This is a genomic window from Bacteroides sp. OM05-10AA (assembly GCF_003439055.1).
GTDB lineage: Bacteria > Bacteroidota > Bacteroidia > Bacteroidales > Bacteroidaceae > Bacteroides > Bacteroides intestinigallinarum.
This window is the reverse complement of sequence record NZ_QSUR01000038.1, coordinates 1-26,471: the sequence shown is the minus strand read 5'-3', so window position 1 is coordinate 26,471 and position 26,471 is coordinate 1. Positions and strand designations below refer to the sequence as shown.

Annotated in this window: 23 protein-coding genes and 1 tRNA gene; 17 read left to right on the top strand and 7 right to left on the bottom strand. The window is 43.3% G+C overall.

Annotated features, from left to right (window positions below; genetic code table 11):
• The first annotated feature begins 49 nt into the window (after positions 1 to 49).
• The 10 genes from DXB58_RS22700 (at position 50) to DXB58_RS28485 (ending at position 11,879) form a co-directional block, all read left to right on the top strand.
• On the top strand, positions 50 to 1,303 hold the full coding sequence (locus DXB58_RS22700; protein ID WP_122138351.1) for a ComEC/Rec2 family competence protein: 1,254 nt from the start codon (positions 50 to 52) through the stop codon (positions 1,301 to 1,303).
• Between the two features lie 38 nt (positions 1,304 to 1,341).
• Positions 1,342 to 2,676: an IPT/TIG domain-containing protein gene (locus DXB58_RS22695; RefSeq protein WP_122138350.1), complete on the top strand. Its 1,335-nt coding sequence runs from the start codon at positions 1,342 to 1,344 to the stop codon at positions 2,674 to 2,676.
• Positions 2,677 to 2,705: 29 nt separating this feature from the next.
• Entirely contained in the window at positions 2,706 to 3,611 is a 906-nt protein-coding gene (locus tag DXB58_RS22690) for a glycerophosphodiester phosphodiesterase family protein (protein WP_122138349.1), read from the top strand.
• A 10-nt stretch (positions 3,612 to 3,621) separates the two neighbouring features.
• Complete coding sequence (locus DXB58_RS22685) at positions 3,622 to 4,977, top strand: MFS transporter (RefSeq protein WP_122138348.1); 1,356 nt, start codon at positions 3,622 to 3,624, stop codon at positions 4,975 to 4,977.
• A gap of 303 nt (positions 4,978 to 5,280) precedes the next feature.
• A complete protein-coding gene (locus DXB58_RS22680; protein ID WP_122138347.1) occupies positions 5,281 to 6,204 on the top strand; it encodes a DUF5119 domain-containing protein in 924 nt (307 codons plus the stop codon).
• 37 nt (positions 6,205 to 6,241) lie between these two features.
• Positions 6,242 to 7,309 carry a fimbrillin family protein gene (locus DXB58_RS22675; protein WP_122138346.1) on the top strand — a complete coding sequence of 356 codons (1,068 nt, stop codon included), beginning with the start codon at positions 6,242 to 6,244 and terminating at the stop codon, positions 7,307 to 7,309.
• 329 nt (positions 7,310 to 7,638) lie between these two features.
• Complete coding sequence (locus DXB58_RS22670) at positions 7,639 to 8,619, top strand: site-specific integrase (protein WP_309574115.1); 981 nt, start codon at positions 7,639 to 7,641, stop codon at positions 8,617 to 8,619.
• Between the two features lie 401 nt (positions 8,620 to 9,020).
• Positions 9,021 to 11,342, top strand: a complete 2,322-nt coding sequence (locus DXB58_RS22665; RefSeq protein ID WP_122138345.1) for a leucine-rich repeat protein — start codon at positions 9,021 to 9,023, stop codon at positions 11,340 to 11,342.
• Between the two features lie 121 nt (positions 11,343 to 11,463).
• Positions 11,464 to 11,598 (top strand): hypothetical protein, encoded by a 135-nt coding sequence (locus DXB58_RS28385; RefSeq protein WP_255421189.1) that lies wholly within the window; start codon positions 11,464 to 11,466, stop codon positions 11,596 to 11,598.
• The gene (locus tag DXB58_RS28485) at positions 11,598 to 11,879 is read left to right on the top strand and encodes a hypothetical protein (RefSeq protein ID WP_369907205.1); all 282 of its coding nucleotides are present in this window, start codon (positions 11,598 to 11,600) and stop codon (positions 11,877 to 11,879) included. The genes DXB58_RS28385 and DXB58_RS28485 overlap by 1 nt, the downstream gene beginning before the upstream one ends.
• 214 nt (positions 11,880 to 12,093) lie before the next feature.
• On the opposite strand, the gene DXB58_RS22655 is transcribed toward DXB58_RS28485, so the two are convergent.
• Positions 12,094 to 14,211: a BT4734/BF3469 family protein gene (locus DXB58_RS22655; RefSeq protein ID WP_199488009.1), complete on the bottom strand. Its 2,118-nt coding sequence runs from the start codon at positions 14,209 to 14,211 to the stop codon at positions 12,094 to 12,096.
• Between the two features lie 86 nt (positions 14,212 to 14,297).
• On the bottom strand, positions 14,298 to 14,528 hold the full coding sequence (locus DXB58_RS22650) for a DUF4248 domain-containing protein (protein ID WP_117935182.1): 231 nt from the start codon (positions 14,526 to 14,528) through the stop codon (positions 14,298 to 14,300).
• A 194-nt stretch (positions 14,529 to 14,722) separates the two neighbouring features.
• Here DXB58_RS22650 and DXB58_RS22645 point away from each other — a divergent pair, with 194 nt between their 5' ends.
• The 3 genes from DXB58_RS22645 to DXB58_RS22640 are packed head-to-tail and all read left to right on the top strand — an operon-like array spanning position 14,723 to position 15,860.
• Positions 14,723 to 15,226, top strand: coding sequence for an HU family DNA-binding protein (locus DXB58_RS22645; RefSeq protein WP_117935180.1), 504 nt, complete (start codon positions 14,723 to 14,725; stop codon positions 15,224 to 15,226).
• A 36-nt stretch (positions 15,227 to 15,262) separates the two neighbouring features.
• Entirely contained in the window at positions 15,263 to 15,430 is a 168-nt protein-coding gene (locus tag DXB58_RS28000) for a hypothetical protein (RefSeq protein WP_187343815.1), read from the top strand.
• Positions 15,417 to 15,860, top strand: a complete 444-nt coding sequence (locus tag DXB58_RS22640; protein ID WP_122138343.1) for an N-acetylmuramoyl-L-alanine amidase — start codon at positions 15,417 to 15,419, stop codon at positions 15,858 to 15,860. The genes DXB58_RS28000 and DXB58_RS22640 overlap by 14 nt, the downstream gene beginning before the upstream one ends.
• 64 nt (positions 15,861 to 15,924) lie before the next feature.
• Here DXB58_RS22640 and pflA read toward each other — a convergent pair whose 3' ends face one another.
• The 3 genes from pflA to DXB58_RS22625 form a co-directional block, all read right to left on the bottom strand.
• Complete coding sequence (gene pflA / locus DXB58_RS22635; RefSeq protein WP_122138342.1) at positions 15,925 to 16,653, bottom strand: pyruvate formate-lyase-activating protein; 729 nt, start codon at positions 16,651 to 16,653, stop codon at positions 15,925 to 15,927.
• Between the two features lie 17 nt (positions 16,654 to 16,670).
• A complete protein-coding gene (gene pflB, locus DXB58_RS22630; protein WP_122138341.1) occupies positions 16,671 to 18,899 on the bottom strand; it encodes a formate C-acetyltransferase in 2,229 nt (742 codons plus the stop codon).
• Between the two features lie 165 nt (positions 18,900 to 19,064).
• A complete protein-coding gene (locus tag DXB58_RS22625; protein ID WP_122138340.1) occupies positions 19,065 to 22,187 on the bottom strand; it encodes an ATP-binding protein in 3,123 nt (1,040 codons plus the stop codon).
• A gap of 242 nt (positions 22,188 to 22,429) precedes the next feature.
• On the opposite strand from DXB58_RS22625, the gene DXB58_RS22615 reads away from it, so the two are divergent.
• From DXB58_RS22615 to DXB58_RS27995, 4 genes are all read left to right on the top strand, one after another.
• A tRNA-Ser gene (locus tag DXB58_RS22615) sits at positions 22,430 to 22,514 on the top strand.
• A 326-nt stretch (positions 22,515 to 22,840) separates the two neighbouring features.
• Entirely contained in the window at positions 22,841 to 24,046 is a 1,206-nt protein-coding gene (mef(En2), locus tag DXB58_RS22610; protein WP_005786079.1) for a macrolide efflux MFS transporter Mef(En2), read from the top strand.
• A gap of 24 nt (positions 24,047 to 24,070) precedes the next feature.
• Positions 24,071 to 24,583 (top strand): lincosamide nucleotidyltransferase Lnu(AN2), encoded by a 513-nt coding sequence (gene lnu(AN2) / locus DXB58_RS22605; protein WP_004308783.1) that lies wholly within the window; start codon positions 24,071 to 24,073, stop codon positions 24,581 to 24,583.
• A 10-nt stretch (positions 24,584 to 24,593) separates the two neighbouring features.
• Positions 24,594 to 24,746, top strand: a complete 153-nt coding sequence (locus DXB58_RS27995) for a hypothetical protein (RefSeq protein ID WP_005786088.1) — start codon at positions 24,594 to 24,596, stop codon at positions 24,744 to 24,746.
• Positions 24,747 to 25,030: 284 nt separating this feature from the next.
• On the opposite strand, the gene DXB58_RS22595 is transcribed toward DXB58_RS27995, so the two are convergent.
• Both DXB58_RS22595 and DXB58_RS22590 read right to left on the bottom strand, forming a co-directional pair.
• A complete protein-coding gene (locus tag DXB58_RS22595) occupies positions 25,031 to 25,384 on the bottom strand; it encodes a nuclear transport factor 2 family protein (RefSeq protein WP_004308780.1) in 354 nt (117 codons plus the stop codon).
• An 88-nt stretch (positions 25,385 to 25,472) separates the two neighbouring features.
• Positions 25,473 to 26,471, bottom strand: a 999-nt coding sequence (locus DXB58_RS22590) for a mobilization protein (protein WP_122138339.1), incomplete at its 5' end; no start/stop codon positions are given.

Sequence of the window (26,471 nt, the reverse complement as noted above, 5' to 3'; positions counted from 1 at the left end):
TGATATAATTGTATACTGTTATGAAAAACTAATAAGTATAACAACTCAGATGAAAATAAAGAAAACAATAATTGTACTGCTTTTATGTTTTCTCCCTATAGCCTCTTTCGCGCAGAAAGTGGGAGAGGCATTGCCTGCATGGGAGGAAGGATATATGGATATTCACCACATCAATACAGGCTGTGGAGAATGTGCCTATCTCATTCTTCCCGACGGCACCACGATGCTGATAGATGCAGGAGAAAACAAAGCCGGCAACCCCCGACACGTACTACCCAAACCCAATGCCGGCCGTACTCCCGGCGAATGGATAGTGGATTATATCAAAGCCATGGCACCTGCTCAAAATCAGAAGTTGGACTATGCGTTGATTACCCATTTCCATAGCGACCACATGGGAGGTGTACTCAAGATGAAGAACGAATCGGGCAGGTATTATAATACCGGAATAATAACGGTGGCAGAGAACCTTCAGATAAGTACACTGGTGGACAGAGGATTTCCGGATTACAAATTCCTGGTTGATACAGAAGATAAAATGATAAAGAATTACTTCAATTTTTTGCATTTTACGAAACGTAGAATCAATGCCGAACAATTCCGTCCGGGAGTGGAGAATCAATTCAAACTTTTGCATGATTCCATCCGCTATGCCGGGAATTTCAAAGTGCAAAACATCTATGCCAATGGCTGGCTATGGACGGGAAAGGGACACGAGACGAAATACCTGTTTCCCGATTTTAGTACATTGGAAAAGTATGATATTCCGCAAGAGAATACGTTGAGTTGTGCGCTGAAAATCACATACGGTCACTTTTCGTATTATACCGGAGGAGATGTAACCGGCTATCCGAAACCGGGAAGAAGCCTGTTTCATGATGTAGAAACGCCGATGGCTCCCGTCGTGGGGCGCACGGAGGTGTGTTGCGTGAATCATCACGGATACAACAATGCCACTAATGATGCCTTTATTTTAACTCTGTCTCCTCGGGTGTTTATTATTCAGGCAAGTGATGCCCTGCATCCCAATCATTCTACATTGGAACGAATGCTTTCCAAACAGTTGTATCCCGAAAAGAGAGATGTATTCGCCACCAATCTGCATCCTGCCGCTGAAATAGTCATCGGCAAGAATACGGAAAAGATGAAAAGCAAGCAAGGACATATTGTTGTCCGGGTATTGCCGGGAGGCGACGAATACTATGTTTACATCTTGGAGGATAACAATACCAAACGTAAAATCAAGCAGATATCCGGCCCCTACGTCTGTCGCCCGACATCCCGTCCGGAAGTTGCAAACTGATATGGAAATGAAGTTGAATTATAGCAGATAAAAAAGATATGAAAACAATCAATTATATAGTAAAGAGAGGCCCGTTAGCGGCATTATTTATCATGTTCATCGTGTTTTATGCTTGTAGCGATGACGACCAACCGCAGAATCAGAAAGCGGAAGTGACAGATTTCTCCCCTGTCACGGGCGGACGAAATACGTTGCTCACTTTGAACGGAACCAACTTTGGCACAGATCCCAATCATGTCAAGGTAACAATAAACGGAAAAGAAGCAGTGGTGAAAACAGTCACCAATGAAGTCATCACAGCCGAAGTGCAGAAAGGTACGAGCTCGGGAACAGTCAGAGTCATCCTCGGTGAAAGACCCAATGCGCAAATCTTGATTTATGACCAGAATTTCACTTATGTATCCAATCAGGTCGTGTCTACCTATTTAGGGGGAAAAGGCAGTGGTGAGACAGACGGAGCTTTTTCTGTGGCTACCCTGTCCAAACCCCGCTATTTGGCGTGGGGAAAAGACGAAGCATTGTATATTGTTGAAGACGGAGCAAGTCTGGCAGATGATATGGCATGTATCCGGGTGGCAGGGAACAACCAGCTGACCACTCTGCTGAAAGCTTCGGAAAGCTCATTGGTACAGCGAATGCGGGCTATCGACTTCTCATTGGACGAGAATACGATGTATATAGCCAATGATAATAATGCAGACGGAATTATGGGATTCGGCACAATGACTAGAAACGGAAATAAGTTCGAAAACCTGACTTCACTGTGGGAACAGGGAGGTATCACAGCCGTGAAAGTACACCCGAAGACAGGTGCTGTTTTCATTGGCTATCATTCCGGCTCATGGATATATCAGTATGACGGAACGAGCTTTATTCCTAAGTTCCAGCTCCCGGATGCTTCGGGCACGGCTGCGAGTAAGGGGAATATCAATGGAATTGCATTTGATAAGTCGGGCACGACCGCTTATATTGTTTCACGTAAGAATCATGTGATATATAAGGTAAGTTATGATCTCGTTACGGGAGAATTTAGTGGTGTGAAATTACTAGCCGGCTCTTTCGGAGTGACAGGATATGCTGATGGGACGGGCACTTCTGCCAAGTTCAACGAACCGTCACAAGGCGATGTGGGTGAAGATGGCAATTTCTATGTAGCCGACAGGGGAAACCATTGTATTCGCATTATCACTCCCGATGGCGAAGTTTCAACCTATGCCGGACAAAATAAAGCAGGCATGGCGGACGGAATTGCTTCACAGGCAGAATTCAATAATCCCGAAGGTTGCCAGTTCGGCCCCGACGGTGCATTGTATGTAGCCGATTACTCCAATCATGCCATCCGTAAGGTAGAAGACGGACCTGCGCAACCCTAATAATCCATATCAATCAAAGAAAGAATAGAATGATAAGAAATAGATTTTTATGTAGCTGTCTGTTAGTGTGGTGTGCTCTTATCTCATGTGCACAACAATCAGACGAAAATGTAAATAAGGCACTTCATAACATTGACGGGCAGTCGGTACTGGTCGTTTCACACCGTGCCGACTGGCGCAACGCTCCCGAAAACTCCCTGCAAGCCATCAAAAATTGTATTGAGATGGGAGTGGATATGGTTGAAATAGACTTGAAGAAAACCAAAGACGGGCATTTAATCCTGATGCACGATAAAAAGATAGACCGTACAACCACCGGAAAAGGATTACCACAGGATTATACCCTGGCAGAACTGAAGAAATTCCGTTTGAAAAACGGAGCCGGACATAAGACCGCCCACCTCATTCCAACTTTGGAAGAGGTGATGAACCTGTGCAGAGGAAAGATTCTGGTCAATGTAGACAAAGGATATGACTATTTTCAGGAGGCCTATCAGATTCTGGAAAAAACGGGTACTACTCATCAATGCATCATCAAGTCTGATTTTCCGTATGAAAAGGTAACAAGCGAGCATGGGGATGTACTTCAGAAAATGACATTTATGCCTGTTGTCAATCTGGATAACCCCGAAGCGGAGACCATCATTGACGGCTATATCCGGAATCTCAAACCTACTGTTTTTGAACTGGTATTTAGCAAGTATTCTGAAGAGACACTGCGCCTGATTAAAAAAGTGCGTGATAGTGGGGCCGAAGTCTTTGTAAATGCCATGTGGCCTGAACTGTGCGGTGGACATGATGATGACAAGGCAGTGGAGGAACAGAAGTACGAACAGAGCTGGGGATGGATTGTCCGGCAGGACATCCGTCTTATCCAAACAGACAGGCCTCGCGAACTTCTCGAATATCTGAAGAAAAAGAATCTCCATCCTTAAACGGTCAGACATGCTGAAACAACTAATCAACTTTTACAAGGTCTCTTCACCGAGACCTTGTAATGGGGAGTCTTTGTCCTCCTCCGAAGCCCGTCGCCTTAAATACCTGAAATGGTCTACTTTCCTTTCAGCCACTTTCGGTTACGGTATGTACTATGTTTGTCGTCTTAGTCTGAATGTCGTAAAGAAACCCATTGTGGATGAGGGTATCTTTTCGGAAACTGAACTGGGCATTATCGGCTCTGTACTGTTTTTCACCTATGCCCTCGGCAAATTCACGAATGGTTTCCTGGCCGACCGCAGCAATATCAATCGTTTTATGACCACTGGTTTGCTGGTTACGGCTTTGGTTAATCTTTGTCTGGGTTTTACCCATTCGTTCCTCCTGTTCGCCATACTTTGGGGAATTAGCGGATGGTTCCAGTCTATGGGAGCCGCATCTTGTGTGGTAGGCCTTTCCCGTTGGTTCACGGATAAGGAGCGGGGTTCCTACTATGGATTCTGGTCTGCCAGCCACAACATCGGTGAAGCATTAACCTTTCTGATTATTGCCTCCATCGTCAGTGTGCTGGGCTGGCGTTACGGTTTCTTCGGGGCGGGTGTTGTGGGGCTGATTGGCGCACTGATTGTCTGGAAGTTCTTCCATGACACTCCCGAAAGTCAGGGCTTTCCTCCTATGAATGCGCCCGAAGAGAAAAAGGAGATGAGTGCCACAGAAACGGCCGATTTTAATAAAGCGCAGCGACAAGTCCTATTGATGCCTGCCATCTGGATACTGGCTCTTTCGAGTGCTTTCATGTATATCAGCCGCTACGCTATCAATAGTTGGGGCGTTTTCTATTTGGAAGCCCAGAAAGGCTACTCCACACTGGATGCGAGTTTTATTATTTCTATCTGTCCGGTTTGTGGTATTATCGGTACCATGTTTTCGGGAGTCATTTCAGATAAGCTGTTTTCCGGTCGTCGTAATATTCCTGCTTTAGTATTCGGATTGATGAATGTTTCCGCTCTTTGCCTGTTCCTGCTTGTTCCGGGCGTACACTTCTGGATAGATGTACTTGCCATGGTACTTTTCGGGTTGGGTATCGGAGTGCTCATCTGTTTTTTGGGTGGACTGATGGCTGTCGATATTGCTCCCCGCAATGCCTCTGGCGCAGCATTGGGAGTGGTGGGTATTGCCAGTTATATTGGAGCCGGTTTACAAGATGTGATGAGTGGTATTCTGATAGAGGGTCAGAAGACGGTTCAGAACGGAGTTGATGTTTATGATTTCACGTACATCAATTGGTTCTGGATTGGTGCAGCTCTGCTGTCAGTACTCTTTGCATTGTTGGTTTGGAATGCAAAATCAAGAGAGGCGGATTAGCTTCAGGTATATTAGGTTAGATTGAAAATACTTGTTTTGAAATAAAGTGGCAGGTATTTGTTTTCGAGGTATTAGTTGCCATTCCGGAAAGTACGTGATTTGCATACTTCCGGAATGGTATTTTTTATGTATAAAAAGAATCGAATTTGCCCCCTTTTTCAATGTAGATGCCCTTTTCGTATATGTCACATTTATTTATAACTTATTTTCCCCTTTTGTCCCCTTTTATTTTTTGAAAAAAAATACAAAAAAAGAGCGAACTTTTTTTTAACCGAATGGTTGTTATAGTAAAGTTGCTAATATATGTGTCATGAAAAACGATCATCAACGGATACTATAGGAACCTTTGTAAGAATGTTACTGATAGTGATTCTATTTCTTTCATGCATTCATGATGATACTGATGATTGTATTCGTGAAAAAGAGATGATAACTGTGGAAATTCTTCCGGATTGGGAAGGGCAAAAGGGATTGCCGGATGGTATAAGAGTTTCTTTTTATTCACTTAAAACTAATAAGTATGTACAGGACAATTACTTAACCAATGGTGGGAATTCTGAAATCCGTGAAGATGATTATCAGTTAATTCTGTATAACAATGATTCTGAAAAAATAGTATTTCGAAATATAGGCAAATATGAGACGCATGAAGCCGCTACGAATCAGGTATACCGTCCATCTTTTCAGAATCCGGTGCAAGGGGAACAAACTTATGCACAACCTGATAACCTATGGTGGGATCATATCGATTCATTTGAAATATCATCCGAATCAACCATCATCCGTTTTAAACCTAAACAAATGGTCTGTTCGTATACGGGTCGCATCGAAGTTGAGGGACTTCAATATGCACACGAGGTGCGAGGCGCAGTAACAGGCATGATTGGTAGGCTGCAACTTGCTTCAGGAAAGGGTAGCGAAGCATCCACTATTTTTTTCGACGCAACTTCTAAATCGAATACCGTTTCATTCAATTTTCGCAGTTTTGGCACTTTTAGTGAAGAATCTGTATCCACAAAGCACTACTTAGCTTTAGAATTCTTGCTGAAAAATGGCATTGTACAAAGAAATGTTGATATAACTAACCTAATTAAAAAACTTCCCCACGGGGGTGACTTTGCAATTGACGCTGAAATATCACTTCCTCCCGATACCACAAGTACAAACGGAGGGTTTGATTCAAATGTAAACGATTGGAAAGAAATAATCTATCCTATACCTATTTAGTTGTTTTTTTAAAGAAAAAATCTTAATACGAAAAAGTATGAAAAAGAGTTTGTTGTTTTTAGCAAGTGCAAACGTTATGCTAAGTCTAATGATTTCATGTTCCCAGGATGATTCTGATATGCCTAATGACAATATCAATAGTAGTAGAACAATCGGTTTTAAAACATTCCTTGACAAGAATGTAACCAGAGGTATCTCGGCGGCGGCTGGAGCCCTAAAGCAGGATTTTTGGACCTATGCATATTATGATAGTGTTGGCGACCGTTCAACAGAAATTTTGAAACCTAATTTTATGTATGCCCAGCACGTGGTATATAATGATTCTACATTTACATATTCTCCAACGAAATATTGGCCTAATACGGGAGACGTAAACTTCTATGCCTGGACACCGAATACGGCTGCTAATCTGACTTTTTCTAACCCGACATCTGCCACATCAGTTGGCTTTCCGATATTCAATTATACAGTGAATAGCACGATAGCCAACCAGGAAGATCTTCTGATAGCCGTGGCTGAAGACCAGGACGGAACGAGCGGAACAGTCAATCTGCCATTCGACCATGCACTGACTAAAGTTGGGTTCTGTGCCCGTACCTTAGGTGACTATTCCGCATCGGGGGTGACTGTGAGAATTATGAGCATCACGTTGAATTCTATCGCTTACAAAGGCACATTTAGTTATGAAAAGTATGCCGAAGAGAATGCTAATACCACTTGGTGGACTGTGGATTCTTCTTCCAAAGTGAATTATGCTCCTGACATTCGTGCCGGATCTACAGGTCGCAGAGTGGGCTACTACGGGGTGAATACATATCTGGAACTTCCTGATGATAACCAGTTCCTATTGGTGATGCCACAGAGCTTTACAGGCACAGATGCTACCATAACAATAGTCTATAAAGTTCTCTATTCAGATGGCACACCGACCCAGACATTTACAAAAACAGTAGAAATGGCCGAAACTGTGAATTGGGCACCGGGCACTTATGTAAACTATGCAATCACCATCTCTCTGAATGTTGTAACCTTCACAGGAGTAGTTAGCGACTGGAATATTATTAATCCTGCCATCAATATAATACCTACTGATGACGATGAATAAATAATTGCCAGCTAAATACTACTATTCTAAATGAATAGCATAAAAAATGATGAGAGGCTGAATTCGATTTGTGTATTGAATTCAGCCTCTTACATATATTATGAGAAAATATAAGTCTGGAATCCCAATTCCACATCGGCCTTCATTATTTTCCAGCGTTTTTTCTGATGATTTGATGTCTCTCTCTTTGAATTTTCCATATCAAAGATAATTTCTATATAATAATTGTATTTGCGTAAACAACTTCCCTGTTTCTTTTTTCTCTTTGTACGCAACGAGTTGAATCTTTGCAGACGAGAACAAAATAATAAATCCTAAAAACAGTTGGAATGATGAAAACAGAAAGTTTTACGAATTACATGAGTCGGGTGATTGAAAACCTGAAAAAGGAAGAGCGTTATGGGACGGCTTACATTTACAGCTATGCCCTCAAGGCGCTCCGTATTTATAAAGGGAAGAATGATTTACCTTTCAGTGTCTTCAACAAGATGGAAATGAAGCATTTTGAGCAATACCTGCTCAATAACAAACGAAGTTGGAACACCATTTCCACTTATTTCCGCGCTTTGCGTGCCGTTTATAATCGGGCAGTGGACGAAGAAATCATAAAAGGAGAACTTCGATTGTTTCATCATGTATTTACAGGCGTGACTTCGGAAAAGAAACTGGCGCTGGAAGTCAGTGAAATGCGTGAACTGATAGCGAAAAATTGCAGCCGGACAATGCTTTGTGAAACAGGGCTATCCCCAAGTCTGCAACGTGCGCGTGATTTGTTGACATTGATGCTGCTACTACAAGGCATTGGATTTTCCGACCTCATCCATTTGCGAAACGTGAACCTGAAGAAGAGCGGTGGAAAACAATATTTCCTGCACTTCCGCCGACAGAAGACAGGTACGGAACTAAGTATTCAGGTTCCACCGGAAGCGATGGCAATCATCGAGCGCTATCGCAGCAAAGATTCCTTCTCCCTTTATCTGCTCGATTTGCTTGACGGACGAAGCAGGGGAGAGGAAGCGTATGGCGAATATCGCCGACAGCTGCGAATATTCAATTATAACCTTTCCCGCCTGGCCACGCTTTGCGGTGTGGACTCTCCTGTCAGCTCCTATACCGCCCGCCACACCTGGGCGACGCTGGCAAAATATTGTGAAGTCCCCGAAGAAGTCATTTCCGAGGGATTGGGACATTCCTCCCTCGAAGTGACACGCACTTATCTGAAGCGTTTTGAAAACGAGAAACTTAGTAAGGCTAATTTGATAATAATGGATTACGTATTTAAAGGAAATCAGAGGCTTTGGAATAGCTGATAGAAACACCGGAAACGGCAAAATAAAGACGTTACTTGCTAAGTAACGGAAAGGCATGATGGTTCGGCAAATATATGAAATATATGGATGAATGATTCCTTTTTTTATTGATTTTTTACTCACAAACAAAAAAGACTATAAAAACACAACTCCAAAAAGCTCTTATCACATATTAAATATAGGTTGAGCTACGAAAAATACAAAATTCTTCTCTATCCGCTTCCCTTCACTTTGGTGCAGACTACTCTTCTTGTGTATATTCTTTTACGAGAATTACAGTAAATGAGATGATTACAGTGCGCAGCGCCCTGTTCTGACTGTAGAATCTGTTTCCGTTACTTAGCAAGTAATTCAAGGCAGGTATGGGTAATCATTTATTTAATAACAAAACAAAGTAAAGTATGAGAAGAAACAGTCTCTGTTTGATGCTACTATTCGTAGTAATGGCTATTGGGTGTGATGACGGCGAGCTTGTGCAGCTGCAAAGAGATGTAAAAGATCTCCAGTCGAGAGTCACAACACTGGAAACGTGGTGTAACACGGCAAACACACAAATTTGTGCATTGCAAGGACTTGTCACTGCATTAGAGCAAAAAGACTTTGTGACAGGCGTTACCCCGATTGTGGAAAATTCAAAAGAAGTGGGCTACACTATTTCTTTCAGTAAAAGCGGTCCTATCACCATTCGGCACGGAGAAAAAGGAGTGGATGGAGAAAAAGGTACGGATGGCATTACTCCCGTCATCGGTGTGAAGCAGGATACGGACGGAAACTATTATTGGACGGTGAAAACAGGCGATGCCGCACCGGATTGGATGCTTGATGCCTCGGGAAATAAAATCTCCACTACCGGTGCTGACGGTCATTCCCCCGTCATCAGCATTGCCGAATTCGAAGAATGCTTCTATTGGAAGATAGATGGTGAATGGCTGCTTAATAATGGCAAGAAAGTACCTGTGACAGGCGAACAGGGAGATGCTATTTTCGCAGAAAATGGGATCGACTATACCACTGACTCTGCAAACGTCATCTTTACGCTTGCCGATGGAACAACGAAAATAACGCTTCCCAAATCAAGTTTTGTGACGGTTGGCTTTGACAGCTACGAGATTTTCTATGCTTCGGCAACCAACAACGAAATCACTCTGACGCTACCGTCTACTCTCAAAGAAGAAGATTATACCACCCTGGCAGCTACCGTTACCAACGAAAGTGGGACAGGCATGGACGTTCAAACCCGCTCTGCCGCCACGCAGGAAGTATGGGGTGTGCAGATCACTAAACCGAGCTTCGCAGGAGGTGCTGTTGTGGCGGGAAGTGCCAAAGTGACGCTCACCGCACCTGCCGACATCAAACTCTCGGCGACAGCCCTGCTGAAAGTAACCATTACCGATAAAAACGGCAAAGAATTTACCGTTGCCCGCCCAGTGAAATATTTTGATGGGGTGATCGCTGAAAGTACGGCAGGCAATTTGAGTACTGTTGTTACGGATGGCTCTGTACGCAAACTCGCCATTAAAGGCAGCATGAGTGCGGACGATTTTGCATATATTAAACAATCGCTGAACGCATTGGAGGTATTGGATTTGTCAATGACCGATCTGACCGTTATGCCCAACCGTGGACTGGCTTTTTATGACCCTCAACCGGTGAATACCACTCTCAAACGAGTGGTTCTTCCGGCCACCGTTACCGCGATTGAAGAAGCCGCCTTTGCCAATTGTCGCGCACTGGAAACGATTGATACGGAGAACGCCCGAAGCATAGGAAAATGGGTCTTTGAAAACTGCGTAAGTCTGCGCAATCTCCGCATAGGCGAAAAAATGGAAACCATCTACGATTCAGCATTTATGAATTGTACCGCTTTGGGAACTATCAATATCCCGGGAAGCGTGCAGACTTTGGGACGCTGGTTGTTCGAGGGTTGTGAAAATCTGGAAACGATCACTCTCAACGAAGGAGTACGGAATCTTTCACCGAGCACATTCTATGGCTGCGGCATCAGGTCAATCTCCATCCCCTCCACCGTGACCGAAATTCCCGACTGGACATTCCAGGAATGTCACAATCTAGAGCATATCACCTTGCATGATAGAATTACGTCGATAGGAGAATCCGTGTTTCTCCGTTGTTACTCTTTGAAAGATTTCCGCATCCCGAAAGGAGTCACCGTAATTCGTAACAATACTTTTGATTCTTGCCAGAGCTTGCAACGTGTGACATTTCATAACGGTATAACCGAGATTCAAGAACGGGCATTTGGCTATTGCATTAATTTGGCAGGAGATCCGGTGGGAGGATATCTTACGCTTCCCTCCTCATTGACGACTTTGGATAACGGAGCATTCCAAAGCTGCAATAGCCTGTTGGCTGTTGATATGTCGGAAACAGCCGTTACAGCTATACCGGAGTATCTTTTTGCTCATTGTGAAAAGCTTTCTGCCATCACTTTGCCCAATAATTTACAGTCAATAGGAGAATGGGCGTTCACTTTGTGTCCAATGGCATCAATTGCATTGCCCGCCAGCGTGACTTCCGTAGGCAACTATGCTTTCTGGCAGTGTGCACAGTTGAAATATGTTTATTCCAATGCTCCGACAGCCCCTACTATTGGTGCGCAAACATTTGATCCTGAATGCAAAACGGGCCGTACAGCGTATATTCCATCAACAGCCAATTATGCCTCATGGAGTAGCTATTTTGACTCAATAAGAAATTTGTAAATAATTAAGTTTAACTTTTTGCATCAATTAGTTAAACAAATATCTATCTTTGTCATTCCGGAAATACCGCAGCTTTCTGCCTTTTCCGGAATGGCTTTTTTATAACTAAAAGGATTGTTTTATGGAAAATTCATTTAATGATGAATTGTATTGTTCGTTGAAAGACGAACTTCGTGAAGTGAACGCACAAATTGATGTGCATAGTGAACAATTGATGAACTTGCTTGACCAAAAAAAAGAATTATCGGTCAACTGATTCGGGAAGTAAAGTCGCAGACGCCTGCTGCCATAGAATACCGGGGAAATCCGAAAAGGTATGTCGCCGTTATTCTGAATGCCATTGACCGGGGGCGCCTGACTTATGACGGGGCTTCTAATAGTGAACAAACCATTCGCGCTTTGTCAACAGTGATAGATGTGATAAGTCCGAAAACGGGCAAACCGCTTAGTGTGGAAACACTGGTCTCTTACGAGAAAAAAGAACATAGTGGAGATTTCAAAGATTATTGTGAAGGAGATTTCGACGAACTTACATAGAGTAGTGAGTTGATTTAAAAATGTGGCGGGAAATTTGAAAAAGACAGTTGTGTTTTTCAGATTTCCCGCCGTCTTTTTTAGAAAACAAATAAAAAAGTGGGAGGAGTGGGAGAGGATTTATAACATTCGTGTATTTTTTTATTAGAATTAAAAGAGAAAAAGAAGAAATCTAAAAAATGAAAAGTTGAAATTTCTCTCCCACTCCCCCCACTTTTTATTCATATAGCCTGTTAGATTTCACCTGTTCTATATCGATGATATGTACACAATACCTTCTTCCGTTGCTTCCCTTTGTTGAGTCAAAGTTATGTTTAGCCATCACTTTTCCCAACTGGATTTTTGCACCTGTCGAATATTGATAACCGGTGCGCTCCCGAATAAGTTCCGCTATTTCGGTTACCGTCAAATGAAATACTTTATCAAAACGTTCCGGTTTGCGAATGTGTGTGAGCACCAGTTCTTCTTCCGGTGAATGGAAAACGAAATCCTCATTATTTTCTTCAATCCGTTGATTTTCCGACTGCGTGAACCAATACTGATAACCCGGTTTATGGAGCAGATACTTTATTTGCGCATACAACTGTGTATAATTGATTTCTATAAACTTGATAGAGTCGGCATGAAAACAAAGGAAACGGCGGGTGCCCGTTGTATCGTGCAGTATCTCCTGATAGTTGCACGTTCCCGCAAAAGAAGCAGTGTGAGGGAAATTCTGCGAACGGCGTGCATACGGCAAACGGATACTAATCACTTTGCGGGTGACCAAATCCTTGAACGTGTTCAGATCACGCCCGCTCATTCCTTCGAACTCATCGAGGTTGATAAGCATTGCCTGCGCTATTTTGGCCAAATCATCTTTATTATTCGGATTGATAAGACCGGTGGAAAGATAGGCGCGCAGTTCGGGTGGCAGCAGGTTGTTGATGAATGTTGTTTTTCCGATATTCTGTATCTCGCTGCATAGTAAGAGTACCGTGTGGTTTACGATCTCATCTTGAGTGGCGGCAGCACACATTCCTACCAGATAACGCTCCAGGCACTCTGCCCAAAAGCTCTGATGATTGGTGCGGACACTGTCCGCCAAAATACGGATATAATCGATCCCGTCCCATTCGGGCAGCAAATCAAAATACTCACGGATGGGGTGATAACTTACACTGAAATCAGAGTATATTAAATTCTGAATCATTTTCACGTTGCAGGCATATCCTAACTCGTTTATCTCCATCCAGATACTGTTCTCCATCTTGTCATCCAGAATGCGGAAAGGCTCCGGCTGCTCTGTGTCGGCAACCCTTCGGCGGTATTCCATGATGTGGAGCAGCTCATTATAACGCGTTTCGTAGCATTCGCTGATATGCTGTTCTATCTGCAATATCCGTTTCTGTGTATTATTCAGCTTGCGCGTGTTGAACTCTTCCGTGTGCGTGTAAGCACTGGCAATCAACGAATCCGTTTCGTCTGCGGGGAGGTCGGTAAACTGGCTTTTGATAAACGCTGCCGCTTCTTCTTCGGGGATACCGTGCCGGTTGTATGTACACGAAAGATGATGCAGATAATTGTTCCGGTTTCCGATGATATACTTTTCAGACTTATTATGATAATAATTCAACGTTACCATTAATGCAGCGTGCGAAGAATGATAGTTGAGTGCTGTTTCTTCACTCATCGGGTGGCTGCCTTGTGCAATTTCCTGTTTTTTCTTTTCGGATACCTTCTTTTTCTTTTGCGATTTATAAAATATAGGTGGCTGATCTACGATAAAAGCACTTGCATCGGGATTGAAGTAAATATTCGGATCGTGTGAAAACAAACAGGTACGCCCTACATCCTGACCGGACGTGTCGATTTCTACCTCACAGAGCCGGGCATAGAAAGAAGCAATTTTGTTGTAAGCGGCAGTATGGAAATCTTCTATTTCCTGAATCGTTTCAGGCAATGTTCCGTCTGGGCGGCATACACGTACTACGATTTTCAGTCCCATTCCTTTTGGGCTGATAAAGGCGATGCGGGTGTGCTCACATCCTCTTGCCAAAGACAGGATGCGTATCAACTCTTCTTGATTCTGGTGGTCGATGTCTATCACGATGTATCCTTGGTATCTGATGAGTGTGGCGTTCGAACGTCCGCCCCGGTAGCTGGCCGAGAAGGTGACAGACGGCAGCTCTTTCTTTTTCTCATTGGCTACTTTCTCTCCCTGTTCCTGAAAACTGCGGCGTATATCCTCAATCATAAACTGATATTTTGAACTGCCGATAGTGGATACAATCTCTTCCTCGGTCATTTCTGCTATGATGCGGTAGAAGTCGCGGAAAATGGTGAAATGTTTCATGTCTTTATTTCGTTGTTTTTTCGGTTGCAAAGAAACTTCTTTACGGTGGTTTGTAATGAAACTTTTGAAAAAATAGTGATAAGTTATTAGGGCTCTCCCAAATAATGCACAATGGTCTGTACCTGTTTCGGAGAGAGCAGTCGGTTGCGTGCGCGATAGCCTTCTTCTTCGAGTTCGTGCAGGAGAGGGAGATTATAAACAATCCATCGGCGTAGAATTTGTAAAGCTACTTTTTGGCAGACGGTGGGATTGTAGAGATGAGCCAGTTCCGCTTTCGTATAGGTGCGGATAAGGAATGGGTTTTCTTTGTAATTCATGACTGTTTTTTCTTGTTTTATTCTATAAAGTTACTGAAAATAAATGGTTTACCGAAAGGAAAACCTCACTTTTATTCATTGGAAATCAGGAAACTTCGTTGGGGAATATCAACAATGAAAGAGGTCGTATATTTGTGTCGTTAACAAGAAAGGAATGCATTCCGAATGTACGAAAACTTTAAAATGATTAGATTATGGCAATGACAGTTTCTTATTCCGTAGTGCCGCGTAAGAATCCCGCAAAGAAGGATGAACCGGCAAAGTATTATGCACAGGCGCAGGCGTCGGGCGAGTTGGATTTCGAAGAGTTGTGTGAGGCGATTACCAGTCGTTCCACCTGTACGGAGACAGATGTGCGCGCAGCGATTTCCGGTATTCTTTATGAAGCGAAACGCTCGCTGAAAGCCGGACGCATTGTGAGGTTGGGCGATTTGGGTAGTCTGCAAATCGGGCTGAATAGTGAAGGTGCGGCATCCGTCAAGACCTTTTCCGGCTCGATGATTAAGGGGGCGCATATCATTTTCCGTCCCGGAAAAACGTTGGCGGAATTGATGAAGATTCTTAGCTATCAGCAAGTATTGACACGTGCGGTAGCTCAATCGGGTAGTGGCGATGATGGGGGAGATGGTGATGATGACGACAAGGGTTCCGGCAGTGGTTCGGGTGGTGGCGGCGAAGCTCCGGATCCGGCTGCCTGATATTTCTTTTTTTGATAACGTTAATACTTAGAAAAGATGAAAGAGATTGTAAGTAAGATTTTGGAGGTTATCATGTGCCTTTTGCCTTTCTTCGGAAAGAGAAAACGTGACAGAGTGGTGCGGGAAGTGCGTTATAACGCTACGCACAAGGAAGTGTGCAACGTGAAAACAACGGAAAGGGAGCAGGACGATGAGAAAGATTAATCTGATTGTGATCCACTGTTCCGCCACTCGTGCCGACCGCGATTTTACGGCTAAGGATGTAGATACGGCTCATCGCTTCCGTGGTTTTTCGTGCTGGGGGTATCATTACTACATTCGTAAATCAGGACAGGTGGAACCGATGCGGGATGAAGATATGGTGGGTGCACATGCGCGTGGCTATAATGCAACTAGTTTGGGAGTGTGCTATGAGGGCGGTCTGGATGAAAACGGAAAGGCGGCGGACACGCGTACTCCCCGTCAGAAAGAGGCTTTGCACCGTCTGGTACACGATCTGTTACTGCGTTATCCTGAAGCAAAAGTAGTTGGACACCGGGATTTGAGCCCGGATACCAATTACAATGGAATCGTCGACCCGTGGGAACGGATCAAAGAATGTCCCTGTTTCGAAGTGAAAGCCGAAATGAATTGACAGTTGAGAGTTGACAGTTGACAGTGCGCAGCCAATTCTCAATTCTCAACTCTCAATTCTCAATTTAATTAACTACTACCGTAGCGAAGTACTCTTTAAATACCTCCGCAGCTTGTTCAAGTTGTTCGGGGGTATTTTCTTTTACGTCTTTCAGTTTGTATTCTTGTTCCATAGCTTCGTACTTGTGTACGCCTAATGTATGGTAAGGAAGCACTTCCACGCGTTGAATCATTTTGTATGTTCCCATGGCTTCTCCCAGTTGGCGGATATCCTCTTCGAAATCGCTGTAGCCGGGCACTAATACGTAGCGCAGCCAGAACGGTTTTCCATTCTCTTCCAGCCATGCTGCTGTGCGGATCGTTTGCTCGTTGCTTCTCCCCGTCAATGCCTGATGGCGGGCGGGATTGAATTCTTTTACGTCTAGCAATACAAGATCGGTCAGGCGGAAAAGCTCTTCCACCTCTTCATTCCAGATGCCGCCGTTGCTGTCTATGCACACATGAATTCCTTTCTCTTTCAGCTCACGAACCAGTGGGATGAGTGCTTTTGCCTGAAACGTCGGTTCTCCTCCGGAGAAAGTAACTCCTCCGCGCTTTCCGAAGAAAGGGCGCTGGCTCATTGCCATGCGGACAATTTCTTCCGGTGGGGTAGGCGTGCCGCCTTTTCCGGCTATCGTGTCGGGATTGGCGCAATACAGGCAACGGAAGTTGCAACCTTGAAGAAAAACGACGAGCCGTAAGCCCGGCCCGTCGAATGTTCCCATACTTTCGTATGAATGTACGTTTATCGTCATATAGAGTAAATAGATTGTTACATACGTTCGTGGAAGCTACGGCTGATAACCTCCAATTGATGTTCGCGGCTCAACTTCACGAAGTTTACGGCATAACCGGAAACACGGATGGTAAGCTGCGGATATTTTTCCGGATGTTCCATGGCATCATACAGCATATCACGGTTCAGAACGTTCACATTCAGGTGGTGAGCACCTTTGGTGAAGTAACCGTCCATCATGGTAACCAGATTCTCGATGCGGTCTTCCGCGGTAGCTCCCAGTGATTTAGGAACGATAGAGAAAGTGTTACTGATACCGTCCTGTGAGTCGCGGTAACGTAGCTTCGCTACGGAACTCAAAGAGGCGATGGCACCGTTCTTGTCACGTCCGTGCATCGGGTTGGCTCCCGGAGCAAAAGCGACACCTTTGGCACGTCCGTCGGGAGTAGCACCTGTCTTCTTGCCATACATCACGTTGGAAGTGATCGTCAGCAATGAAAGAGTCGGACGGGCATTCTTGTAAACCGGAAGTTTCTTCAATTCTTCGCTGAAGAAATATACCAGGTCAACGCCCAGGTGGTCTACCTTGTCGTTGTCATTACCGAAGCAAGGGAATTCACCTTGAATATCGAAACCTTCTGTCAGGCCGATGTCGTTGCGGCGTGCGGTTACTTTCGCATATTTGATGGCCGATAGTGAATCGAGCGCGATAGAAAGTCCGGCTACACCATAAGCAAGGTTGATGCGTGGGTTGGTATCTACAAGTGCCATTTGGGCTTTCTCGTAGTAATACTTATCATGCATATAATGGATGATGTTCATCGCTTCGTTGTAAACACGGGCGATTTCAATCAATACCTTTTTATAGTTGTCCATCACTTCCTCGAATTTCAACGTGTCGCTGGTCAGTACGGGGATGTTTTTCACCATAACTGTACCGGTGTTTTCGCAACGTCCGCCGTTGATGGCAAGCAACAGGGCTTTTGCCAGATTGCAGCGTGCACCGAAGAACTGGATTTGTTTTCCGATTTCCTGGTAAGATACGCAGCAGGCAATTCCGTAGTCGTCTGACTGGCGTACTTCGCGCATCAGGTCGTCGTTTTCGTATTGGATGGATGAAGTGTCGATGGAAACTTTGGCACAGAATTCTTTGAATCCTTCCGGCAGTTCCGGGCTCCACAGTACAGTCAGGTTCGGTTCCGGTGAAGGGCCGAGGTTGTACAGTGTTTGCAGGAAGCGGAATGAGGTCTTTGTCACCTTGGTGCGTCCGTCGTTGAGGCGTCCGCCCAGAGATTCGGTTACCCATGTCGGGTCGCCTGCAAAGATGTCATTGTAGGATTGCATACGCAGGTGGCGCACCATACGCAGTTTGATGACAAACTGGTCGATCAGCTCCTGTGCGAAAGATTCGGTGATGGTTCCTTTGCTCAATTCATATTCCATATAAATGTCGAGGAACGAAGAAACGTTACCCAGTGACATAGCTGCACCGTCTTGTTCTTTTACGGCAGCAAGGTATGCCATGTACACCCATTGTACGGCTTCCTGTGCAGTGTAAGCAGGACGGCTCAAGTCGAGACCGTAATATTCGCCCATCACTTTCATTTCTTTCAGTGCCTTGATTTGTTCTGCTACTTCTTCGCGCAGGCGGATGCGGGCGTCGGTCATCGGACCGGTCAGGTTGTGCAGGTCTTCCTGTTTTGCCTTGATGAGTCGGTCGATACCATAGAGAGCCATACGGCGGTAGTCACCGATGATACGTCCGCGGGCGTAGTTGTCAGGAAGTCCGGTGAGGAATCCCAGAGAACGGAAGGAGCGAATTTCTTCGGTATATACGTCGAATACTCCGTCGTTGTGCGTTTTGCGGTAGTGAGTGAAGATGTCTTTTACACGGTCGTCCACTTCCATACCGTTTTCGTGGCAGGCTTTGCTTACCACATTGATACCTCCGAAAGGCTTGATGGCACGTTTCAGAAGTTCGTCTGTCTGCAGACCGACGATCAGTTCGTTTTCTTTGTCGATGTATCCGGCTTTATGAGAAGTGATGGTTGAGACGGTGACATTATCCAGTGAGCGTACCCCGTTATTGGCTCTTTCTTCTGCCAATGCTTCGAGGCAGCGATTCCATACGGCTTTTGTGCGTTCGGTAGGTCCTTCGAGGAAAGAAGCATCTCCGTAATACGGAGTGATGTTATGACTTACGAAATCTCTGACATTGATTTCAGTGCTCCAAAGACCGTCTTTAAAGATCTTATTTAATTCCATAAATGATAAAATTAGAGGTTGTAGTTATCCTTTTCTTTAGAGCGCACAAAGTTACAATGATTTTTCATATAATCAGCATAAATATGCTCTATTTTATGCTTTTCAACATAAAATACCTAGTTATTGCTATTCTTTGGAAATGACTTTCCTCCCCCCCTGACTGCATTACATAAAAGTGATATGTTTCATCAGTATGGAGGTGATCTGTCCTTTCAGTTGATTGGCATTGATGGGTTTGGGCATATAAGCGTCAAATCCGTTTTCCATCACTCTCTGTTCGTCCGAAGCATAGGCGAATGCGGTAACGGCTATAATAGGAACCCGTTGGGAGTATTTGCGTATCTCTTTGGTTGCCTCGTAGCCATCCATTACGGGCATGTTAATATCCATTAGAATGAGCTGCGGGTTATGTTCCCTGAATAGGCTTACTGCTTCTTCTCCATTCCAGGCATGTAATAAATTGTAGTCTTTTTTAAGAATGGATTCTATCAGGCGGTAGTTACTTCCATGATCTTCCGCCACCAGGATGGTGATTTTTTGCTTCTTTATTTTGATCGGTTCTGTTGTTACTTCCAGTTGCGGAGCTTCGAGCGCGGGACGGTAGGGGAGGGTGAACCAAAAAGTGGAACCCTCTCCGGGGGTTGAACATACACTGATTTCACCTCCCATTTGCTGAACAAGAGTTTGGCAAATAGAAAGTCCCAGTCCTGTGCCTTGTACGAAGTTGTTCAGTTTGACAAAACGTCCGAATACGCTTTCTTGTTTGTCTTCCGAAATGCCGCAGCCGGTGTCAGTCACATAGAAATAAAGTTGTTTGTTGTCGCGTATTTGGTAGCCTATGCAAATGTTACCTGTTTCTGTAAATTTGATGGCGTTTGTTACCAGATTAATGATAATCTGTGAAATACGGTTACGTTCGGCATGAATATAGCATTCCGGTAACGGAGTCTCGAGAGTGAGTGTGACTTGCTTCTCGGGAGAAAGTTTCAAGCGTAACGAGCTTTCCAACTCGGTCATTACACCGTTCAGTTCGAAGTCTGTGTAGACAAATTCCATCGTACCTGCTTCAATCTTCGAGAGGTCGAGAATGTCACTGATAAGTTGTAAAAGCAGTGTGTTGTTATTCTCGATGATGCTGACATATTCTCGTTTCTCCTCTTCTTCCTCGGTGGAAGCCAATATTCCGGAGAAACCGACAATTGCATTAAGCGGTGTGCGGATCTCGTGACTCATGTTGGCAAGGAAAGCCGATTTGAGTTGATTGGACTCTTCAGCGCGGTTTTTAGCGGAAATTAAATCGATTTCCATGCTTTTCCGGTCGGTGATGGTCAGCGAGGAACCTATTAAAGTAAGCGGCTGCCCGTTTTCATCATAACTTTCTACGGCTACCTGTGCTTCTATCCAGTCTGTATGTTTTACTCCGTCCACTTCATTGATGATACGGTATTCTATCTTTACTTTTCTAGTGTGTTTGGTAATAAGGCTTGTGTAGGCTTCTTTTACCTTGGGGAGGTCGTCTTTATGTATTTTGGCAAAATACAGTTCGTCGGAAATGAGAAGCTGTTCGTCACTTATTTCGGTGTTCTCATTGCCGGAAACGCCGGTTCTGTTTACGTCATAATGTATGGTATGTGTCTTTAAATCCCATTTCCAGGGGATGATGTTGGCAATATCGAGCGCCATGGATAATTTGTGATTGATAGAGCGCATTTGCATCTGGGCATGGTGCAACTCTGTACTGTCTATACAGAATATATGCATGAATCGTCCGTCGTCACTGGCATTGACTACTATGTCATAAAAAGTATCGATCTCTTTATAATAGTAGGAAAAAGTGATGGAACGTTTTTCTGTCAGGGAAATATTCATGAAATGTAGAAATTGCGGCATTGATTCCGGGAATATTTCACTTCCTCGCTTGCCGACCACTTTTTGCTTTTCGAAAAACTTCTTCTCGAAATGCAGGTTTACGTCTATATATATGGTATCTATAATTCGTCCGTTCTTATCTTTTATAAGTTCTTCCGCCATGTAGAGGATAGGCATGCTGTTGATAATGTTGTAATACTTGCCGGTGCTTTCTAACGCTTTGTGCTGGATACGCTTCATTCTTTCGAGTGAGCGAACACGGTAATATTGGAAGCCTAAGAGTAGCAGAATGACCAGACAGCTTGTTCCGATGATGGCATATTCATATTTCTCCCAGAATGTGGGAGGTGCAGCATAGAAAATTGTATTTTGAGGACATTTTTTCGGATCGAGTCCGCGTCGCAGTAGTGACTGATAATTGAATACGGGAGTTGCGTTCCCGGCATTATGGATAGGAATATAGCGGGGTTGCTTTCCGTGAATGACCTCTTTAATGGTGGTTAACATCCGGTTGATGTAATCTTTTTCATTGTAGATATAGCCACCCACAATGCCTCCTTCTTCCTGAATGCCTACTCTTCTGAATGAAAAAAGAGGGACGGAGGAGGTGGCGATAATACGGTGGGAGTTGCTGGTCATCACCAGATTGTCTTCATAGTCTTTTTTTCGTAGCCAGGAAGAAAATAAAAATCCGGTAGTGAGCGGGTTTTGTTGGCGAAGAATGGTGAAAAGACTATCGGTAGAGGTGTTTTCTGCAGAAATAAACTGATATTCCAATTCCGGATGTTTTTGCCTGATTGTTTCGGAAAGGTCATAATCGTTCTGTTGACATATATATGTACCGTCACCGATATAAACAACTTTCTTCATTTGTGGAATGAGCTGTCTCATGAGTTGCAGATTCTCTTCGATATATAGATTGGCATACAGCATGGTCAGGTTCATCGTCTTTTGTAAATCGCTGATAGGAATACGTTGCTGCGGAGCAAGTGCATGGGCTTGAATGATAAGGCTGTCCGGACCTGTATAATCCCGTTCGCCGCATAGCAGCATAGGAATGTCCGGCCATATCTTATTGAGGTTATCACAAAAAACGAAACTTGCATTCCCTATAAATACCACTATTTTGGGAGGAGTGGAAGGAAGCATCTCGCAGATACTTGCTTCAAATTTATCCACGTCTTTGGCATTTTGCAAAGCAAACATATTCAGATTCATGGTGTATGCTCCTATAGTGCTGTCTTGTGAAGCCATAGTGACAATCGGAGTGATGAAGCCGTTACTCCAGGGATTGGAGTCTGCATAAGCGCTGATGACCAAAATATGGTCGATATCTTTTTTAGGGGTACTGCCTACTAATAAAAGTGTGTTTGTGAGTAGACATATAAAAATTATACTTGTCTTAAATATACTTCCCATACTTCTTTTTTCGCTTATTGTTTATTTTGTGGTGAAAACGTGGCGAAGATATGCATAAAATGCAAATTTGCAAAGGAAAACGGGAATTAATTAATGCCGGACTATGGAGTCATTCTGCCGGCATTATTTTCCATCCTATTTTTATTTTTCGTAAATTTTGTCCTAAAAATATTTGCGTATCAAAAAAAGAGTTGTACCTTTGCACCGCTTTTAACGAAAAGCACTTCTGATAAAGAGGTTCTGGAGAGGTGGCAGAGTGGTCGATTGCGGCGGTCTTGAAAACCGTTGTACTGCGAGGTACCCGGGGTTCGAATCCCTGTCTCTCCGCAACAAACGCTGAAAATCAGCAGATTGCAAAACAAACACCCAGTTTTACACCCAAGAATGTAAAGTCGGTGTTTTTGTTTTATTTAAGATAATACAACCACTACATAATAAAAGAGTAGCGATATTAAAAGAATCCGATGAGAAAAGACTAATATTTATCTATCCATTCAGTTTGATTTTTCAGGACTTTACATCGTCCTGAAAGTATTTGTTATTGTATTCCAACGTCAGGAGTGGATTATAATACAAGTTTTTTGTGTGGATAGAATTTCGTTTTGCTTAATGTACGAAAGTACTTATCTATAAACGCATGAAATATTAGCACAATGAATCATTGGAAATCAACTTTGGCCGTGATAGGAATAGGCCAACTCATATCTATTTTAACAAGTACGATTGTTGGCTTCTCCATTATTTTTTGGATTAGCAACGAATTTAAATCCCCGACAGCTTTATCTCTGGCTATTTTAGCTGGATTTTTACCACAATTTGTATTAGGCTTGTTTGCCGGGGTCTATGTTGACAGATGGAATCGAAAGAAAACGATGTTTTATTCGGACTTGTTCATCGCGTTCTGTACCCTATGTCTTTTTATTGTGATAACCAAGGGTTATAAAGACCTTTCTTTTTTTTATCTATTGACTGCTTGTCGTTCAATAGGCAGTACGTTTCATGCACCTGCTTTACAGGCAAGCATCCCTCTACTGGTTCCCAAGCACCATCTTGTCAGGGTATCAGGTTTGTACCATTCCATTCAATCCTTCAGTGAGGTGATAGCTCCCGTTGTAGGGGCAAGCCTCGTTGTTTGGCTTCCCATACAGTATATTCTGCTCATAGATGTGATCGGAGCTGTTGCTGCTTGTCTGACCTTACTTTGTGTCCAGATTCCTTCTCTTCAAAAAACGAAAGTTCTTCCAGATTTCAAAAAAGAACTGACGGAATGTTGGCATACCTTGCGGCGTACAATGGGCATTTTGCCTTTATTCGTATGCTTTACGCTGGTGACTTTTGTCCTTATGCCTGTTTTTACGTTATTTCCTTTTATGACGCTTCTGCATTTCAACGGAAACATTTTGCAAATGGGAGTTGTGGAAATGGGTTGGGGCTCAGGGGCATTGTTGGGCGGTTTAGTACTTGCCTGTAAGGCTTTGAAAAGCAAGCAAACATTAGTGATGCATACGGCTTATGTGATATTGGGATTGTATCTGATTAGCGCCAGTTATTTACCATCAAGCGCATTTATAGGTTTTGTTTGCCTAACATTTACAGGAGGCATAGCCTATTCCATTTACCATGCGCTTTTCATCGCTATTATTCAGCAGAACTTGGCTTCGGACATGCTTGGACGGACTTTTTCTCTCATCTTTAGTTTGAGTACCTTTCCATCAATGCTGGGTATCGTAGCTTCAGGATATTGGGTGGAAGCATGGGGTATCACATCCGTCTTTATGATCAGCGGATGGGTTATCTTTCTGATTGGAGTGGGTGCAAATTTTATTTCTTCAATCAAGCAGTTGGATAATTACGCATAGTATTATTTATTAAAGAATTATTATATGACAAAGAAAGAACACACTACGATTACAGAGTTATTTCAAGTTTTGGACTTGTTGGAAAGCCTGGACATGCAGTTTTGGTTGGATGGAGGCTGGGGAGTGGATGTCTTGTACGGACAGCAAACCCGCTTGCATAGAGATATTGACATTGATTTTGATGCCAATTATACAGACCAACTCCTTGATCTTTTGCAGGAGAGAGGATATCAAATTGAAACAAATTGGTTGCCCACCCGTGTGGAACTGTATAGCAAAGAATTAGGCTATATTGATATCCATCCTTTTGTCTTGAATGCGGACGGCACTTCCAAACAAGCCGACTTGGATGGAGGCTGGTATGAATTTCAACCGGACTATTTTGGAACAGCAGTCTTTGAAGGCAGAAGCATCCCTTGCATTTCTGCAAAAGGGCAACAAGTATTCCATTCGGGCTACGATTTAAGAGAGAAGGATATTCACGATTTATCTATAATTAAACAATGTATAACAACAATGAGCCTAACAATTAGATAAGAACAAGAAAATGACAGAAAAACAAATTGTCTGGTATATCTTACTTACAGAAGTAAAGATAGACAGTGACACCCAGTCTGTCACATCCCTGAGTGTAGCTCCATTGGCAGTCTTGCCGGAATTCCAGCGTAAGGGAATTGGGGGGGGGATGTTGATTCAGTAAGCCCATCAGAGGGCAGCACTTTTGGGTTACGGCACAGCAGTCGTATTGGGGCATAAAGAGTATTATCCTCGATTTGGCTATCGCAAGGCTATCGATTTAGGAATTGAATTTCCTTTCGAAGTCTCTCATGAATATTGCATGGTGGCTGAATTAATACCTGGAGCTACTGAGAATGTGAAAGGTATGGTTTGTTATCCAACTGACTTTAAATAGTTTAACAAGTAAAATTCATTATATAACTCGGACTGGGTATTTCAATTTCCCAGTCCGTATTCTGATAGTACTTATTCAATTGGAAGATTGTGTTGCTTCAAGAATGAAAGTTTATCCCAATACCCTCTTTGAAAGACGATTTTGTTATCTTTTACATGAAAAAATCCGCATCCACGAAGTCCAAGAGAGTCTTTCCATTCCATGATAGCCCATTCGCCATCTTCAAAAATATTTTCCACCATACAAACCATTTTAGCAGTGGCAAATTCATTCACAAACATTTTGTAGATTGATTCTTTACCTATTATTGGTTCGTTTGCGACTTGATGATTTACTGCATTAGTAGCATACAGCTCTGCTATATGATAAGCATCTGCTTTGTTAAAGCAATCTATCCATTTTTCCAAAACTTCTTTAGGCTTCATTTTTTATAAATTCTTAGGATTTTGATTCTGTAATAAAAACAATCTGTTTGGATGCATAGATACTTGATTTTATTAATAATAGGCTATTCTATATTCTAAATCCTCTGGATTTTTGCTCTCTCTGCACCGAGTTACGTAGATTCTGCTGTAACTTTTCCCATTGTTCCTTAAACCATTGTACTATGGGTTGTCGGTTTATGGTCAGCATAAGCTTACCACTATCCATCGGATGTTTCTCAACCCTAAAAATATCATTCTTGATGTCAAATTTCCACCTGTGTTCTTCGGAATAAATTTTGCCACTACATTGTATGGATTCTTTCTTTGTCAAGAGGTTTTCTATCATGTCTTTGGTAAACCCGATAACAGCGCATAATTTTTCCATTCTCAACATCTCTTTGAACATGGGAAACCATTTGTGGGCTTTTTCAAGCAAGGTGCTCAATCGTGATATTTCCTTGTCTTTGGCTTCAAGTTCTTGATTATGTATTCTTTGAAGATTACGAATTTGTCTGCTATGCTGTTCCTGTATTTGTTGTATCTGAATTTTTAATTCATCAGTAGCTTTGTCCCGTTTGGTAATTTCCTGATGTAGCTGCTCGATGTGATGTTCCAGTTCTTTCAGCTTACCGCTTCCGAAAAGAGAACCTACACCGCTTGTTATGGCGGTAGCAGCATTGGTGGCTGTTTTCTTTAGTTTGTCCGTGCGTATCTCTGCTTTTACCTGTTTGAGTTCCTGTTCGGCAAGGCTTACTTGTTGTTCCTTGTGTCGCTTGGTTTCCTCTATACGTTGCAGTTCGGCTTTCTGCTTCTCAATGATGAAATCATTTCGTTCCAGATGCTCTTTACCTGTGACAGCTTTTGCCTGTCCACGTTCCATCAGGAGAATATCGGAAGCAAGGGTCTGCATGGTTGCCATATCCTCGTCATTGAGCTTTCGGCTCTTTCCAGTTTCATGGTTCATCCAGTCGAATACGACATGAGCATGATAATTTGGTTTGAACCATCTGTTACCGACTTGGAAGCTCTCCTTGTCTTCTGCTTCCGGCTGACCGTTCAGCCAATGCCCTTCGTCTTTATGCAGGAA

Coding starts and splice junctions, on each gene's coding strand:
- DXB58_RS28000 (WP_187343815.1), top strand. CDS start 15,263: ATGAAAGAGATTGTAAGTAAGATTTTGGAGGTTATCATGTGCCTTTTG.
- DXB58_RS22640 (WP_122138343.1), top strand. CDS start 15,417: ATGAGAAAGATTAATCTGATTGTGATCCACTGTTCCGCCACTCGTGCC.
- pflA (WP_122138342.1), bottom strand. CDS start 16,653: ATGACGATAAACGTACATTCATACGAAAGTATGGGAACATTCGACGGG.
- DXB58_RS28385 (WP_255421189.1), top strand. CDS start 11,464: ATGGAAAATTCATTTAATGATGAATTGTATTGTTCGTTGAAAGACGAA.
- DXB58_RS22690 (WP_122138349.1), top strand. CDS start 2,706: ATGATAAGAAATAGATTTTTATGTAGCTGTCTGTTAGTGTGGTGTGCT.
- DXB58_RS22695 (WP_122138350.1), top strand. CDS start 1,342: ATGAAAACAATCAATTATATAGTAAAGAGAGGCCCGTTAGCGGCATTA.
- DXB58_RS22595 (WP_004308780.1), bottom strand. CDS start 25,384: ATGAAGCCTAAAGAAGTTTTGGAAAAATGGATAGATTGCTTTAACAAA.
- DXB58_RS22700 (WP_122138351.1), top strand. CDS start 50: ATGAAAATAAAGAAAACAATAATTGTACTGCTTTTATGTTTTCTCCCT.
- DXB58_RS22650 (WP_117935182.1), bottom strand. CDS start 14,528: ATGAATTACAAAGAAAACCCATTCCTTATCCGCACCTATACGAAAGCG.
- DXB58_RS22680 (WP_122138347.1), top strand. CDS start 5,281: ATGTGTCATGAAAAACGATCATCAACGGATACTATAGGAACCTTTGTA.
- pflB (WP_122138341.1), bottom strand. CDS start 18,899: ATGGAATTAAATAAGATCTTTAAAGACGGTCTTTGGAGCACTGAAATC.
- DXB58_RS27995 (WP_005786088.1), top strand. CDS start 24,594: ATGACAGAAAAACAAATTGTCTGGTATATCTTACTTACAGAAGTAAAG.
- DXB58_RS22625 (WP_122138340.1), bottom strand. CDS start 22,187: ATGGGAAGTATATTTAAGACAAGTATAATTTTTATATGTCTACTCACA.
- DXB58_RS22665 (WP_122138345.1), top strand. CDS start 9,021: ATGAGAAGAAACAGTCTCTGTTTGATGCTACTATTCGTAGTAATGGCT.
- DXB58_RS22645 (WP_117935180.1), top strand. CDS start 14,723: ATGGCAATGACAGTTTCTTATTCCGTAGTGCCGCGTAAGAATCCCGCA.
- DXB58_RS22670 (WP_309574115.1), top strand. CDS start 7,639: ATGATGAAAACAGAAAGTTTTACGAATTACATGAGTCGGGTGATTGAA.
- DXB58_RS22655 (WP_199488009.1), bottom strand. CDS start 14,211: ATGAAACATTTCACCATTTTCCGCGACTTCTACCGCATCATAGCAGAA.
- DXB58_RS22685 (WP_122138348.1), top strand. CDS start 3,622: ATGCTGAAACAACTAATCAACTTTTACAAGGTCTCTTCACCGAGACCT.
- DXB58_RS22675 (WP_122138346.1), top strand. CDS start 6,242: ATGAAAAAGAGTTTGTTGTTTTTAGCAAGTGCAAACGTTATGCTAAGT.